The organism is Actinokineospora sp. PR83, from assembly GCF_021056305.1.
GTDB classification, from domain to species: domain Bacteria; phylum Actinomycetota; class Actinomycetes; order Mycobacteriales; family Pseudonocardiaceae; genus Actinokineospora; species Actinokineospora spheciospongiae.
The window spans coordinates 98,229-112,099 of record NZ_JAJCXD010000151.1 but is presented as its reverse complement, the minus strand read 5'-3'; the positions used below and the strand labels follow the sequence as shown (position 1 = coordinate 112,099).

Below are 13,871 nucleotides of genomic sequence, written 5' to 3'. Positions count from 1 at the left end.
GGCGGCGCGCGCGGTCGGGGGCGTGCCGTCGGCGCGTGAGCGCAGGGCGGCGGCCACCGCGGCGGCCTCCACGGCGGCGGCCAGCTCCCGACCGGTCAGGCCCGCGGCGGTGGCCGCGGCGCGGGCCGACTCGGTGGTGTCCCGGCAGCGGTAGGGGCGCAGGGCCAGCAGGCCGTCGCGGATCTCGATGACGCGGCGGTACAGGCGCGGCCGCAGGCCGCCCAGCACGAGCGCGTCGGGCACGGCGGGCGGGTCGAGGGCGATGGTCGGGTCGGCGCGGTGCAGGGCCCGCCACAGCGGACCCAGCCTGCGGTGCAGGCGGTAGCGGCGCAGCCAGCCCAGGCAGGCGGGGAGCGCGGCGGCCAGCAGCACCAGCAGGTACGCCGTGGTGGGCAGCACCTTGCCGGGGGCGGTGGTGCGGCCGAACGGGAACTCGAAGCCCAGCCGTGGCGCTGTGGCCAGGACGGACTTGTTGACCAGGTACAGCAGACCGAGGGCCGCGCCCGCGGCGACCAGGCGCAGGCTGGTCCGCGTGGTGCGGTCCTGCGCCCGCCGGGCGTGGCGCAGGCCCGAGTGGACCAGTGCCGCCAGCGCGGGCGCCTGGGCCAGGGCGTAGGCCAGGCAGTACTCCATGACCCACGGGGATTGCGGGAGTATGTCGGGCATGGCCGCGAACAGGGCGCACATCAGGGCGGCCGTGCTCGCCGCCCACCACGCCTGCCAGCGGGCGCCGTGCGGGTGGCCGTTGACGCGGGACAGGAACGCCTGGCCCGCCCACACCGCCAGCACCATGCCCAGGTGGCTGAGCAGGCGGGCGGCGTGGGGGACGCCCGTGAGGTCGCCGAGGGCGGTGGCCGCGGGAGGGATCTGGGCGGTGAGGGAGCAGGCCAGGCCGAGGAGCACGTGGCGCACGCAGCGGCGGGTGGGATCGGTGCCGCGCCACTTGCTCAGCAGGAGCAGCCAGGCCAGCGCCGCGGGCACCCACTGGCGGATCAGTTCAGCCACGGGGATCACGGGCTGCCGGTGCTCGGAGTTCGGGGTTCGGGCGCCCGAGGTGTGGCGGGGGACGGGGTGACCGGTCGGCGGTCGCGCCGGTGGGGGTCGAGGTGGGCGGTTCAGACAAGGTCGTCGCCGCCCAGGGCGCGGTGGAGGCGGGTGGTGAGGGTGGTGCCCGGTGCCCCGCGGTGGCGGATGAGGTAGGCCAGGTGTTCGGCCTCGCGCTCCTCGGGGCCGGAGTGGGCCGTGCGGCCCAGGACGCGGCGCACCACGTCGGGGTCCAGGTCGGGGAGGAGGGCGCGGGCCTGCTCGGCCAGGGGGATCGAGATCCGGTGGTCGCACAGCAGGTGCGCCAGTTCGTGCAGGATGATGTGGTCGCGGTGCGGTGGGGTGGTGTCGCTCTCGTGGAAGACGAGGTCGGCGGTGTCGGTGGCCACCCACATGCCGCACACCCCGGTCAGCCCGGCCATCGGCACCAGCCGGATGGGCCTGCCGCGCCGCTCGGCGACCCGCGCGCACAGCGCGCCCGCGTCGAACGGGACCGGGACCGGCAGTTCGCGCAGCAGCACCGCGTGCCGCCTGCGCACCGCCGCCCGGCTCACGAGGAGTCGGCGGGTGGCCCCTCCAACCATGGGCGACAGCCTATCGGCAGGGTCCACCGGCACCGGCCGCTTCGTGCGGACCCGCGGCTGCCGGGCAGCCGCGGGTCCTGGGGGGAGATCAGGCCGGGGTCGCCACCGGGGTGCGCAGGGGGGCGCTGACCGCGTGCAGGTGGCGCAGCACGTGGCCGTAGGTGGCGGCGAGGCCGCACTCGGTGTACTCGATGCCGTGCTCGGCGCAGTAGCGCTCGACGATGGGCTTCGCGCGGCGCAGGTTCATCCTGGGCATGGTGGGGAAGAGGTGGTGCTCGATCTGGTAGTTGAGGCCGCCCGTGGCGAACTCGACCAGGCGGCCACCGCTGATGTTGCGGGAGGTGAGGACCTGGCGGTGCAGGAAGTCGACGCGCTGACCCGCGGCGATCGTCGGCATTCCCTTGTGGCCGGGGGCGAACGAGCAGCCCATGTAGAGGCCCCAGAGGCACTGGTGCACGAGGATGAACACGATGCCGGTCAGCGGGGACAGCACCAGGAACACCGCGGTCAGGTACACCGCGAAGTGGCCGAGCAGGAGGAACAGCTCCACGCGCCTGCCGCGCAGTTCCTTGCGGCGCAGCGACTGCACGGCGTTCACGTGCAGGCTGAAGCCCTCCAGCAGCAGCAGCGGGAAGAACAGGTACGCCTGGTGCTTGGCCATCCAGCGCAGGAAGCCGCGCTTCTCCAGGCTCTGGCCGGTGGTGAAGGCCAGCACCGCGATGTTGACGTCGGGGTCGGTCTCCTCGTGGTTGGGGGCCTGGTGGTGGCGGTTGTGCTGGTCGATCCAGGCGCCGAAGCTCATGCCGACCATGCCGCCGTGCCAGAGGCCGATGGCGGTGTTGGCGCGCTTGCTGCTGAAGATCTGGTGGTGCCCGGCGTCGTGGCCGACGAAGGCGAGCTGGGCGAACATCACCGCGAAGAAGACCGCGACGAGCAGCTGCCACCAGGAGTCGCCCAGGGCGGCGAAGGCCACGCAGCCCGCGGCGAAGGCGACCATGTTGAGCGCGATGCGGAGGACGTAGCGCCCGTTGCGGCGGTCGAGCAGGCCCTCGGCGCGGATGGCCCGGGCCAGTTCGGCGTAGTTGCCGACGGCCGTGGCCGGTGTGTCGAGCGACGTCACGTGCCGCCACCATTCCTGGGTCGTGAGTGGGTGGGAGTCGGGGCGGTATGGCGTCCGGCGTCGGCCACGGAGGTCAGCCGGACCGCCAACCCGCGATACGCCGTCGACACCGTCACCGTACACGGGCACCTGTGCTGTGTCGCGGTGCCCGAAATCGTTCCGGTCCACCGTCCTCGGCCGACTGCGGAGTAGGTTCGCGGCTCCCCGTCCGGCCTGGTGGGAGTCGCTCCGGACACTCGGGACCCGCCTGCCGCCGCGCGTTGACCAGGGGCTGTCTGTCCGATTGCGGCTGTGAACTGTTCACCTGGCATTGCCTGATTAACTCACTAAGCTGATTAGTTACTTTGTTGGTAGTCTGGGTCCGTGAGCCCAGCAGAGCGCCCCGCGCGGAGGTACGCCGCGATCCCGGCAGGTGTGCCCAGTCCCGGTGTCGGCAACGACGTGATGGAGCGGTTGCAGGAGGTCGGCGCGCTGACGCTGGTGGTCGAGCAGCGGCTGGGGCGGGCGCTGGGGATCAACCCCACGGATCTGGCCGCGATGGACCGGCTGATCACCGAGGGGCCGCTGACCGCCCGGGAGCTGGCCGACCGGCTGCGGATCTCCACGGCGGCAGGCACGCACGTGGTGGACCGGCTGGAGCGGGCCGGGCACGTGCGGCGCCGCGCGCACGAGACCGACCGGCGCAAGGTGCTCGTCGACCCGGTCGAGGAGTCCGTCGTCCGCCTGCTCGACCACCTGCGACCCCTGCTCAGCGGCGTGGAGCGGCTGGTGGACGCGCTCAGCCCCGCCGACCGCGCGGTGGTGGCGCGGTTCCTCGGCGACGTCGTCGAGGTCTACACCTCCGCCGCCGACGCCATGACCGAGGACCGACCGACTTCCCGAATCGAGGAGAACCCCCGATGACCCGCACTGTCCTGATCTCGGGCGCAGGCATCGCCGGGCCCGCGCTCGCCCACTGGCTGCGCGCGCACGGCATGACCCCGACCGTCGTCGAGCGCGCGCCCGGCGTCCGACCCGGCGGCCAGACGGTCGACCTGCGCGGCGCCGGGCGCACCGTGGTCGAGCGCATGGGCCTGGAACCCGCCGTCCGGGAACGGCTCACCCACGAGCGCGGCCTGCACTTCGTCGACGACGCCGGGCGGGTGCGCGCCACCTTCGGCGCGGACTCCTTCGGCGGCGCCGGGTTCGTGATCGACCTGGAGATCCTGCGCGGTGAACTCGCCGAACTGCTGCACGCGCACACCGCCGCCGACACCGAGTACGCCTTCGACGACGAGATCACCGCCCTGGACGACACCGGCGACCACGTCCGGGTGTCCTTCCGGACCGGTCCCGACCGGGTCTTCGACCTCGTCGTCCTCGCCGACGGCCTGCGCTCGCGCACCCGCGACCTGGTCTTCGCCGACCTCACCCACCACCGCGGCCTCGGCCTGCACACCGCCTACTTCACCATCCCCCGCGAACCGGGCGACGACGACTTCGCCCGCTGGTACAACGCCCCCGGCGGCCGATCCGTCGTGCTGCGCCCGGACAACCTCGGCACCGTCCGCGCGTCGCTGTCGTTCCGGTCCGCCCCCGGTGGCGTCGACCGGCTCGCGGTGCCCGCGCAGAAGCGGTTCCTGCGCGAGCACTACGCGGACGCGGGCTGGCAGACCCCGCGCGTACTGGCCGGCATGGAGTCCAGTTCGGACTTCTACTTCGAGGCCATCGGCCAGGTGCGGCTCGACCGGTGGTCCCGGGGCCGCATCGCCGTGCTCGGTGACGCCGCCTACTGCCCGTCCCCGCTGTCGGGCATGGGCACCAGCCTCGCCCTCGTCGGCGCCTACGTGCTTGCGGGTGAACTGGCCCGGCACGACGACCACCGGGCCGGGTTCGCCGCCTACGAGCGGGTCATGCGCCCGTACGTCACCCAGGCGCAGAAGGTGTCGTCGCTGGCGCCGCGCCTGGCGACCCCGCAGACCCGGACGGGCATCCGGGTGTTGCAGCGGGTGCTCGACCTGGCCGCGAAACCGGCCTTGACCCGCGTCGGCGCCCACTTCGCCACCCCGCCCGCCGACGCGATCGACCTGCCGGACTACGCGGTCGCGTCCGCCTGAGCGTCGTCGACGAGTTCGGCGACCCGGCGGTGCGCGCCCGCCGGGTCGGTGGCGAAGTCCTCGGGGGTGGGCAGGGTCGCGGTCATGCCCCAGACCCGGCCCCGTGCCCAGGTGGCGTCGTCCACGCCGAGGGCGTCGCGGTAGGCGGCGCGGTGCCGGGCGGGGACGGACGCCCAGGCGGCGATCAGGTCGCAGGCCGGGTCGCCGACGGCCACCGTGCCGAAGTCGATGACCGCGACCAGGCGGCCGTCGCGGACCAGCAGGTTCCCCGGCGCGGGGTCGCCGTGGACCCAGACCGGCGGGTGCGGCCACGCGGGTGCGGCCAGACCCGTCTCCCAGACGGCGGTCAGGCCGTCCACATCGGTCAGACCGGCCAGGGCGTCGAGCTTGGCGCGGAGGCGATCGGCCACGATCGGGGAATCCCGCTCGTCGTCCACGGGGCCACCGCGGAAGCCGTTGCTCCACTGCGGCGGCGGACCGCCGGTCGCGTCGATCGCCCGCAACGCGCGGAAGAAGCCCGCCAGGGCCAGGACGGACTCCTCGGTGGGGGTGAAGCCCACCGCGTCCTCGCCGTCGAGCCACTCGATGACCGACCAGGGGAACGGGTAGCCCTCGCCCGGTTCGCCCCGGAAGACCGGCGTGGGCACGGCCAGGGGGAGGTGCGGGGCGAGGACGGGCAGCCACCGCTGCTCGCGGGTGACCTGCTCCTCCCACCTCGGGTACCTCGGCAGCCGGATCGAGAGCCGGTCGCCGACGCGGAAGGTCATGTTGTCCCAACCCGGTTTCGCCACCGGCACCACCGGCAGATCGGACCACTGTGGACATTGCGCGGCCAGCAGCCGCCGGACCAGTGCCACATCGATCTCGACCGTCAACGCGAGCGCCCCCCTCGTGGTGTCCGACCATCACAGCGGGGGAGGGCGGGTGCTGTCCACTAGTTTCAGCCCAGGCGGGACCCGTACTCGGCGAACCACGGCAGCGTCTCCGCGTTCGTGACCGCGCCGGGGGAGATCACCTGCTCCGGCCGGGCGCCTTGGAGGATGCGCTTCACCGGGACCTCCAGCTTCTTGCCGGTCAGCGTGCGCGGCACGGCGGCCACGGCCACGATGTCGTCGGGCACGTGCCGGGGCGACAGCTCGGTGCGGATGGCCGACCGCAGCCGGTCGCGCAGGTCGTCGTCCAGCTCCGCGCCGCCGGTGAGGACCACGAACAGCGGCATGGCGTAGCCGCCGTCGGGCAGTTCGGCGCCGATGACCAGGCTGTCGGCGACCTCCGGGAAGCGCTCGACCACGGCGTAGATGTCCGCCGACCCCATCCGCACGCCCATCCGGTTCAGCGTGGAGTCCGAGCGGCCTGACACCACCAGGCTGCCGTCGGCGTGCACGGTCACCCAGTCGCCGTGACGCCACACACCGGGGAACACGTCGAAGTAGCCCGCCCGGTACCGCTGCCCGTCCGGGTCGTTGACGAACCGCAGCGGCATCGACGGCAGCGGCTCGGTGACCACGAGTTCCCCCTGCTCGCCCACCAGCGGCACCCCGTCCGGGCTCCACGACGCCAGCGCGACCCCGAGCGCGGGCGCGGGGATGCGCCCGGTGTGGACGGGCAGGTCCGCCGCCGCGCCCGCCAGGGCCGAGCACACGTCGGTGCCACCGCAGATCGACTGCAACCACACGTCCGAGCTGACACTGCGGTACACCCAGCGCCACGCCGACGGCGGCATGGTCGACCCGGTCTGCAACACCGACCGCAGCCGCGACAGGTCGAACCGCGCCCCCGGTTCCGCCCCCGACTTCTCGCCCGCCACCAGGTACCCGGCGCCGACACCGAGCACGGTGGTGCCGGTCAGCTCGGCGACCCGCCACGCCTGGTCCACGTCCGGGTGGGTCGGGCTGCCGTCGTAGAGCACGACCGTGGCACCGTGCAGCAGCCCGCCGACCAGGTAGTTCCACACCATCCAACTCGTCGAGGTGACGAACCCGAACCGGTCGTCGCCGGTGATGCCCGCGCACAGCCCCAGCGACTTGAGCAGCTCCACCACGATCCCGCCGTGGCCCTGCACGATCCCCTTCGGCAGGCCGGTCGTGCCCGAGGACCACAGCACCCACAGCGGGTCGTCGAACGCGGTGTCGGCGAACTCCGGTTCACCCCCGGGCTCCGGCCACCCCCGGGTGAGCACGCCAGGGCGGTCGGGCCACTCGCCGCCCACGGTGAGCAGCAGCCGCACCGAGGGCAGCCCGTCCAGCAGCTCCGCCGCGTGCTCCCGCCGGTCGAAGTGCTTGCCGCCGTAAACGTAACCCTCACCCGCGAGCAGCACCACCGGCTCCACCTGCCGGAACCGGGCGAGCACGCTGGCGATCCCGAAGTCCGGCGAGCACGCCGTCCACACGGCTCCGACGGCCGCCGTCGCCAACACCCCGACCACGGCCTCCCGGACGTTCGGCAGGTACGCGGCGACGTGGTCACCCGGCCGGACACCCTCCGCGCGCAGCAGCGCGGACACCGCCGCCACCTCCGCGCGCAACTGCTCCCAGGAGGTCTCCACCGGCTCGCCGCGCTCGTCCACGCAGATCAGCGCCGGGCGGTCGGCGCGCGCGCCTGCCAGGCACCGCTCGGCGAAGTTGAGCCGCGCCCCGCTGAACCACCGCGCCCCCGGCATCTCCCGGCGCGGCAGCACCTCCTCGTAGGAGCTGACCCGGTCGAGGCCGTAGTACTCCCAGACCGCGCCCCAGAACTCCGCCGGGTGCCCGGCGGACCACTCCCACAGCTCCAGGTAGCCACCGAACCCCAGCCCCCGGGAGGCGGTGAGCCACCGCAGGAAGTCGGCCAGGGGCGACCCGGCCACCTGCTCGGCCGTGGGCCGCCACAACACCTCAGCGCTGTCCGTCACCCCGCCGATCCTAGGGCGCCCCCGGCAGCCCAGGAAGTCCACCGGATGGGGGCGCATCCACCATGTGGGAACGGAATCCGCCGTCCCGGGGGCGCGTTCTCCCACCGTGACGGGAACGCACGCGGGAAGGACGACCATGGGTTTCACGGCGCAGTGGCAGGACTGGAAGACGGCCAGGGAACGCGACCTCGCCGAGCCGCACGGCTGGCTCGCGCTGGTGTCGCTGGACTGGCTGGAGGACGAGCCCCGCGAGTACCCGGGCCTGCCCGGCCGCTGGTGGCAGGACGCCGACGCCGCCTACGTCGACCCGCAGGGGGCGGAGCTGGAGCACGGGGGCACCGCGCTCACCGGGGTGCACCGGTTCGAGCTGGTCAACAGCGGCCCCGGCACCCGGGTCGGCAGCGGTGACCTGGAGATCGAGGTCGCCCGGCGCGGCGGGTACCTGATCCGCGTGCACGACCCCAAGGCCGAAGCCGTCCGCGCCTTCCGGGGCGTGCCCAGCTACGAGCCGCAGGAGTCCTGGGTCCTGGAGGGCACCTACGAACCGTTCGACGAGCCCCGCCCCACCACGGTCGGCGCGGTCGTCGCAGGCCTGACCCACGTCTACACCGCCCCCGGCGTCGTCCGCTTCACCCACGGCGGCACCGAGCACACCCTGACGGCGTTCAACGGCAAGGGGGACGGCTTCAGCATCCTGTTCACCGACGCCACCAGCGGCGTCACCACCTACGCGGCGAACCGCTCGCTGAGCGTGCCGGAGCCCGACGAGCGGGGCCGGGTGCGCCTGGACTTCAACCGCGCGGTCAACCTGCCGTGCGCGTTCACCGAGTACGCGACCTGCCCGCTGCCGCCCGAGGGCAACCGGCTCCCGTTCGCCGTCGAGGCCGGGGAGAAGATCCCGTACGAGGCCCACTGACGCCTCACCGACACCGGCAGGCTGCCGCACCCGAGGCGGCCCCGCCACGCCGAACCCCACCGCACGCAGCCGGTGACCACCTCGAAAACCGCCGGCCCGGCTACGCAGACGCCCGGGTGGGTGGATCTGCTTGGGTGGGGGTGCCGATCATGTGCAAGCCTGTTTGGGCTGTGGGGCATCTCTTCAGCCCCACTCGGTCACACTGGGCGCATGATCGGCGTAGGGGCCCCGCCCGAGCGGATCCACCCACCCGGGCACGCCCCGAAAACTCCCGGCTCTTGAGCCGAAGCGCGCGGCAAGGTCCCGGCGAAGCGGTCACCTACAACAAAATCCCGGGCTTGAACCACCGCTCAGCGCAGCACCTTCCGATGCTCGTGCGCGTAAGCCACGATCTCGTCAGTCCGCCCACCCAGCAGCTTCACCACCCACTCCGGATCCGACAGCAACGCTCGCCCCACGGCCACCAGGTCGAATTCCCCGGCCTCGAACTGCTCCACCAACCGCTCCACCCCGGCGAAGGACGTCGCACCGTCCCCCCGGCTCAGGAACGCCGTGTCCAGCCCCACCGAGCCGACCGTGATCACCGGCAGCCCGGTCACCTTCTTCGTCCACCCCGCGAGCCCGAGTTCCCCGTCCCGCCCCGGCAGGTCCGGGAATGCGGGCAGGTAGTGCCGCCGGGTCGACGGGTGCAACGCGTCCACCCCGGCGGCGACCAGCGGCGCCAGGACTTCCTCCAGCTCGGCGGGCGACCCGGCGATGCGGGCGTCGAAGTCGCTGTCCTTCCACTGCGAGTAGCGGAAGACGATGGGGAAGTCCGGGCCGACCTCGGCGCGCACGGCGGCGACCACCTCGGCGGGGAAGCGGGCGCGGGCGGCGCGGGAGCCGCCGTAGGCGTCGGTGCGCTGGTTGGTGCGGTCCCAGAGGAAGCCGTCGAGCAGGTAGCCGTGGGCGCCGTGCAGTTCCAGGCCGTCGAAGCCGACGGACTTGGCGTTGCGGGCCGCTTCGGCGTAGGCGCGCAGGGCCGTGTCCAGGTCCGCCGTGGTCATCGCGCGGCCGACCGGGTCGCCGTTGGTGGCGATGCCGGAGGCGCTGACGGTCTCGGCGTCGGGGTTGTACACCGGTTCGGCGCCGCGCTGCGAGCCCAGGTGCCACAGTTGCGGGATGATCCGGCCGCCCTCGGCGTGCACGCGCTGCACCACGTGCGCCCACCCGGCCAGGCTCTCCTCGCCGTACAGGTGCGGCACGTCCGGGTCGGGGCCGGTGGCCGGGTCCGGGATGTAGGTGCCCTCGGTGATGATCAGGCCCACACCGCCCGCCGCCCGGCGCGCGTAGTACTCGGCCACGTCGGTGCCCGGGACGCCGCCGGGGGAGTGCCTGCGGGTCATCGGCGCCATGGCGAACCGGTTGGCGGTGTGCAGCGAGCCGAGGGAGAACGGGGTGTCCAGTTCCTCCCCGACCACCGGATTGCGAGATCCGTCCTCATTCGACGATGTCGTGCTCCGCAGCGGTTTGCTCATGATTCGCACTGTAATCGCCGTCGAGTGAGGCGTTCCGTGAGCATTCTGACAGCCGCGGTCGGAATACGGGGCGCGTCGATGACATCGCGGGCGCGGCCCGGCCCGGCCGTTATCGCTGCCGAGCCGCAAATCCGGATCATCGAATCGCGCACTCCCGCAGATCACGGGCATTCCGGGGTCGAACGGTCCGGTCGATGGGACTCATCGGAACTCCTCGTTGGACTCCCCGCCCGGACGCGAGCACCGTGGGGGCATGTCCCCGACAGTCCTGCCGCAGACCGACCGCCGCCGCCACGCCGTCGGGTTCCACCTGGTCGCGGTCGTGTTCGCCACCGCGCTGGTGTTCTCCACGCTGCCCACCCCGCTCTACGGGCTCTACCAACTGCGCGACCACTTCGCCGCCCCGGTGATCACCGTGATCTTCGCCGCGTACGCCGTCGGGGTCATGGCGGGGCTGTACTTCGCGGGCCACATCAGCGACTGGGTGGGCAGGCGGCGGGTGGTGCTGGCCGGGACGGTCGCCGAACTGGTGTCCGCGGTGGTCTTCCTGCTGTGGCCGGAGGTGCCGGGGCTGATCGTGGCCCGGCTGCTCTGCGGGGCGGGCATCGGGGTGCTGACCGCCACCGTCACCGCGCACATGGGCGAACTGCGCGCCGTCGCCCGCCCGGCCGAGCACCCGTCCCGGGCGGCGCTGGCCGCCACGGCGGTGACCATGGGCGGGCTGGCGCTCGGCCCGGTTGTCGGCGGGGTGCTCGCCGAGGTCCTCGACACACCGCTGACCGGGGCGTTCGTGCCGTTCGTTGCGCTGTTCGCGCTGTCGGTGCCGGTGCTGCTGCTCATCCCGGAGACCGTGGACAGGCCCGCGGAACCGCCCGCCTACCGGCCGCAGCGGGTGTCGGTGCCCGCGCAGTCGCGGCCTGCGTTCCTCTCGGCGGCGGCCGGGGTGTTCGTGGCGTTCGCGGTGCTGGGGCTGTTCACCTCGCTGGCACCGACGCTGATGGCGGGGGTGTTCGACGAACCGTCGCGGGTTGTCGGGGGGCTGGTGGCGTTCGCCGTGCTCGGGGCCGGGGCGGTCGCGCAGGTGGGGCTGGCCGGGCTGGACGCGGCCGTGCGGTCGCGGTGGGGGATCGCGGCGATGGTGGCGGGGCTGGTGCTGACGCCGGTGTCGGCGCTGCTGGGCGTGGAGTTGCTGTTCTGGGTCGGCGGGGTGCTGGGTGGGGCCGGGTCGGGGTTGCTGTTCCGGTCCTCGGTGGAGACCGTGAGCGGGCTCGCGGCGCCGGGGGCGAAGGCGGAGGTGTTGGCGGCGTTGTTCCTGGCGGCTTATGTGGGGATCGCGGTGCCGGTGTTGGCTGTGGGGTTGGTGCTGGTGTGGCTGCCCGGGGCGGTGGCGTTGGTGGTGTTCGCCGTGCCGATGCTGGGGTTGGTGGCGTGGGCGGCTCGGGCTGGGCGGCGTTCTTAGGTGGCGTGCCTGTGAAAGCGCCAGTCGTTGTTGTTGGTGCCCGGGTGGGTGGATCCGCTTGGGCGGGGCCCCTACGCCGATCATGCGCCCAGTGTGACCGAGTGGGGCGAAAAGATGCCCCACAGCCCAGGCAGGCTTGCACATGATCGGCACCCCCACCCAAGCAAATCCACCCACCCGGGCGTTTTCGTAGCCGGGCTGGCGGTTTTGAGGGTGGTCGGCGGCTGCGCGCGGTGGGGTTCGGCGTGGCGGGCCGCCGGGCTGGCGGGTGGTGGGGTTAGGCCGTGGCCTCGTTGTCGGGGTTTTGTGGGTGGGGTGGGTCGAACAGGTCCAGGAGGGCGCGGGTGGCTCGGCTGGGGGCGGTCGCAGTGGCTGTGGCGACGGAGAACTGCCAAGTCAGGTCGCTGTTGCGGAGGGGGAGGACGGCCAGGCCGGGGGAGCGGGGCAGGGCGACGTCGGGGACGACGGCCACGCCGAGGTCAGCGCGGACGTAGTCGGGCACCGTGGTCAGGTCGGCGACCTCGATCGCCACTCGGCGGGGGGTGCCCAGGGTGGCGTAGGCGCGGTCGACCTCCACGCGGTTGCCGAAGCCGGGCAGCGTGTCGATGAACACCTCGCCCGCCAGGTCCTCCAGGCCGACCGCCTGCGCGGTGGCCAGCGGGTGGTCGGGGGACAGGAGGGCCACGTACGGCCTGCTCGCCAGTTCGCGCACCGAGAGGCCGACCAGGTCGGTCCGGGGCAGGCCCAGCACGGCGATGTCCAGCCTGCCCTGGCGGACGTCGTCGGCCAGGCCGGTCGAGCCGGTGGGTGAGGCGGTGACGTGCAGGTCGACCAGGGGGTAGCGGGCGCGGAAGGCGCGGAACAGGGCGGGCAGGTCGACGACCGGGATGCGGGTGAGGGTGCCGATCCGCACGCTGCCGCGCAGCCCGCCCTCGGCCTCCTGCACCGACTCCCTGGCCCGTTCCAGCGCGGCGAGGGTGGCGCGCGCCTCGGGCAGGAACGCCCGGCCCGCCGCCGTCAGCGACACTTGCCGGGTGGAGCGGTCGAACAGGGTCGCCTTCAACTCCGCTTCCAGGGAGCGGATGCCCGAGGACACAGTGGACTGCACCGCGTACAGGCGCTCGGCGGCCCGGGTGAAGTTCAGTTCCTCGGCGACCGCCACGAAGTACTCAAGCTGCTTGAGGTCCACGGGGTCGATCCTGCCACCCGCTACGCTCGCCGGTGAGTCGAGGAGGGGTTCGTGAGTCCACAGTGGTCGATTGAGCGGGTGGTGCTGCGGGTCGGGGGGCGGGACCGCTCGCTGACCGTGGTCCGCCCGGCGGTGGCCGGTGGCGGCCTGCTGATCGCCTTCCACGGCTCCGACCAGAGCGGCGACCGGTTCCGCGAGTTCTCCGGTGGGGTGTTCGACGCCTTCGCCGCCGACGGGGTGACCGTGGCCTACCCCGACGGCCACCGGGGCCACTTCAACGACGCCCGGCTCGGCGTCGACTTCCCCGCCCGCCGCGACGACGTGGACGACGTGGGCTTCACCGAGGCGGTCATCGACCACGTGGGGGCCACGCGGGTGCACGTGGTGGGCTACTCCAACGGCGGTTCCATGGTCATCCGCTTGGTCCACCAGCTCGGCTCCCGCCTCGCGGGCGCGACCGCCATCGCCGCGACCCAGCCCGCGCCGGAGAACCTGCTGCCGATGGACGCCCCGGTCGTGCCGGTGCCGGTGCTGCTGTTCCACGGCACCGAGGACCGGTTGGTGCCGTACGCGGGCGGCCTGAACAGCCTGTGGGGCTCTGAGCCGCGCGGTCTCGGGCGGTCGGCGCGGGAGACCGCCGCCTACTTCGCCGCGCGCAACGGCATCACCACCGAGCCCACGACCACGCTGGTGGCGGAGGCGGGCGCGGACCGGACCGGCACCGAGCGGCTGGACTACCGCCAACCCGGCCACGAGCCGGTCACCCTGTTCACCGTGCACGGCGGCGGGCACGTGATCCCGGGCCCGGTGAAGGCCCCGCTCTTCCTCGGCCGCACGACGCGGCGGGTGTCGGTGGTTGAGGAGATGCGGGACTTCTTCCGGCTCGGTTAGGCCGTGTCCTGCACAAGCGCCGGTCGTTTGTTGAGGGTGCCCGGGTGGGTGGATCTGCTCGGGCGGGGCCCCTACAGCGATCATGCGCCCAGTGTGACCGAGTGGGGCTGAAGAGATGCCCCACAGCCCAAGCAGGCTTGCACATGATCGCTTCCCCCACCCAAG

Annotated in this window: 12 protein-coding genes; 5 read left to right on the top strand and 7 right to left on the bottom strand. The window is 73.2% G+C overall.

Going from position 1 to position 13,871, the window contains the following annotated elements; all coding sequences use genetic code 11:
- From L6E12_RS34020 to L6E12_RS34010, 3 genes are all read right to left on the bottom strand, one after another.
- A partial coding sequence (locus L6E12_RS34020) for an MAB_1171c family putative transporter (RefSeq protein WP_308075432.1) occupies nucleotides 1-1,005 on the bottom strand: 1,005 nt, incomplete at its 3' end.
- A gap of 110 nt (nucleotides 1,006-1,115) precedes the next feature.
- Nucleotides 1,116-1,628, bottom strand: coding sequence for a hypothetical protein (locus tag L6E12_RS34015; RefSeq protein ID WP_236232022.1), 513 nt, complete (start codon nucleotides 1,626-1,628; stop codon nucleotides 1,116-1,118).
- 88 nt (nucleotides 1,629-1,716) lie between these two features.
- The gene (locus tag L6E12_RS34010; RefSeq protein ID WP_236232021.1) at nucleotides 1,717-2,748 is read right to left on the bottom strand and encodes an acyl-CoA desaturase; all 1,032 of its coding nucleotides are present in this window, start codon (nucleotides 2,746-2,748) and stop codon (nucleotides 1,717-1,719) included.
- Between the two features lie 363 nt (nucleotides 2,749-3,111).
- Here L6E12_RS34010 and L6E12_RS34005 point away from each other — a divergent pair, with 363 nt between their 5' ends.
- Both L6E12_RS34005 and L6E12_RS34000 read left to right on the top strand, forming a co-directional pair.
- Nucleotides 3,112-3,651: a MarR family winged helix-turn-helix transcriptional regulator gene (locus tag L6E12_RS34005; RefSeq protein WP_236232020.1), complete on the top strand. Its 540-nt coding sequence runs from the start codon at nucleotides 3,112-3,114 to the stop codon at nucleotides 3,649-3,651.
- Nucleotides 3,648-4,844 (top strand): FAD-dependent monooxygenase, encoded by a 1,197-nt coding sequence (locus L6E12_RS34000; protein ID WP_236232019.1) that lies wholly within the window; start codon nucleotides 3,648-3,650, stop codon nucleotides 4,842-4,844. The genes L6E12_RS34005 and L6E12_RS34000 overlap by 4 nt, the downstream gene beginning before the upstream one ends.
- On the opposite strand, the gene L6E12_RS33995 is transcribed toward L6E12_RS34000, so the two are convergent.
- Both L6E12_RS33995 and L6E12_RS33990 read right to left on the bottom strand, forming a co-directional pair.
- Nucleotides 4,823-5,719 carry an aminoglycoside phosphotransferase family protein gene (locus tag L6E12_RS33995; protein WP_236232018.1) on the bottom strand — a complete coding sequence of 299 codons (897 nt, stop codon included), beginning with the start codon at nucleotides 5,717-5,719 and terminating at the stop codon, nucleotides 4,823-4,825. The two genes, L6E12_RS34000 and L6E12_RS33995, sit on opposite strands and share 22 nt — an antisense overlap.
- A gap of 65 nt (nucleotides 5,720-5,784) precedes the next feature.
- On the bottom strand, nucleotides 5,785-7,734 hold the full coding sequence (locus tag L6E12_RS33990) for an acetoacetate--CoA ligase (protein WP_236232017.1): 1,950 nt from the start codon (nucleotides 7,732-7,734) through the stop codon (nucleotides 5,785-5,787).
- A 136-nt stretch (nucleotides 7,735-7,870) separates the two neighbouring features.
- Between L6E12_RS33990 and L6E12_RS33985 the strand changes: the two genes are divergently transcribed.
- Entirely contained in the window at nucleotides 7,871-8,650 is a 780-nt protein-coding gene (locus tag L6E12_RS33985) for a DUF1684 domain-containing protein (protein ID WP_236232016.1), read from the top strand.
- A 350-nt stretch (nucleotides 8,651-9,000) separates the two neighbouring features.
- On the opposite strand, the gene L6E12_RS33980 is transcribed toward L6E12_RS33985, so the two are convergent.
- Nucleotides 9,001-10,167: an NADH:flavin oxidoreductase gene (locus L6E12_RS33980; RefSeq protein ID WP_236232015.1), complete on the bottom strand. Its 1,167-nt coding sequence runs from the start codon at nucleotides 10,165-10,167 to the stop codon at nucleotides 9,001-9,003.
- A 253-nt stretch (nucleotides 10,168-10,420) separates the two neighbouring features.
- On the opposite strand from L6E12_RS33980, the gene L6E12_RS33975 reads away from it, so the two are divergent.
- Nucleotides 10,421-11,626, top strand: coding sequence for an MFS transporter (locus tag L6E12_RS33975; RefSeq protein WP_304523940.1), 1,206 nt, complete (start codon nucleotides 10,421-10,423; stop codon nucleotides 11,624-11,626).
- 277 nt (nucleotides 11,627-11,903) lie between these two features.
- Here L6E12_RS33975 and L6E12_RS33970 read toward each other — a convergent pair whose 3' ends face one another.
- Nucleotides 11,904-12,815, bottom strand: coding sequence for a LysR family transcriptional regulator (locus tag L6E12_RS33970; RefSeq protein ID WP_236232014.1), 912 nt, complete (start codon nucleotides 12,813-12,815; stop codon nucleotides 11,904-11,906).
- A 51-nt stretch (nucleotides 12,816-12,866) separates the two neighbouring features.
- Here L6E12_RS33970 and L6E12_RS34635 point away from each other — a divergent pair, with 51 nt between their 5' ends.
- Entirely contained in the window at nucleotides 12,867-13,706 is an 840-nt protein-coding gene (locus tag L6E12_RS34635; RefSeq protein ID WP_236232013.1) for a PHB depolymerase family esterase, read from the top strand.
- Nucleotides 13,707-13,871: the final 165 nt, after the last annotated feature.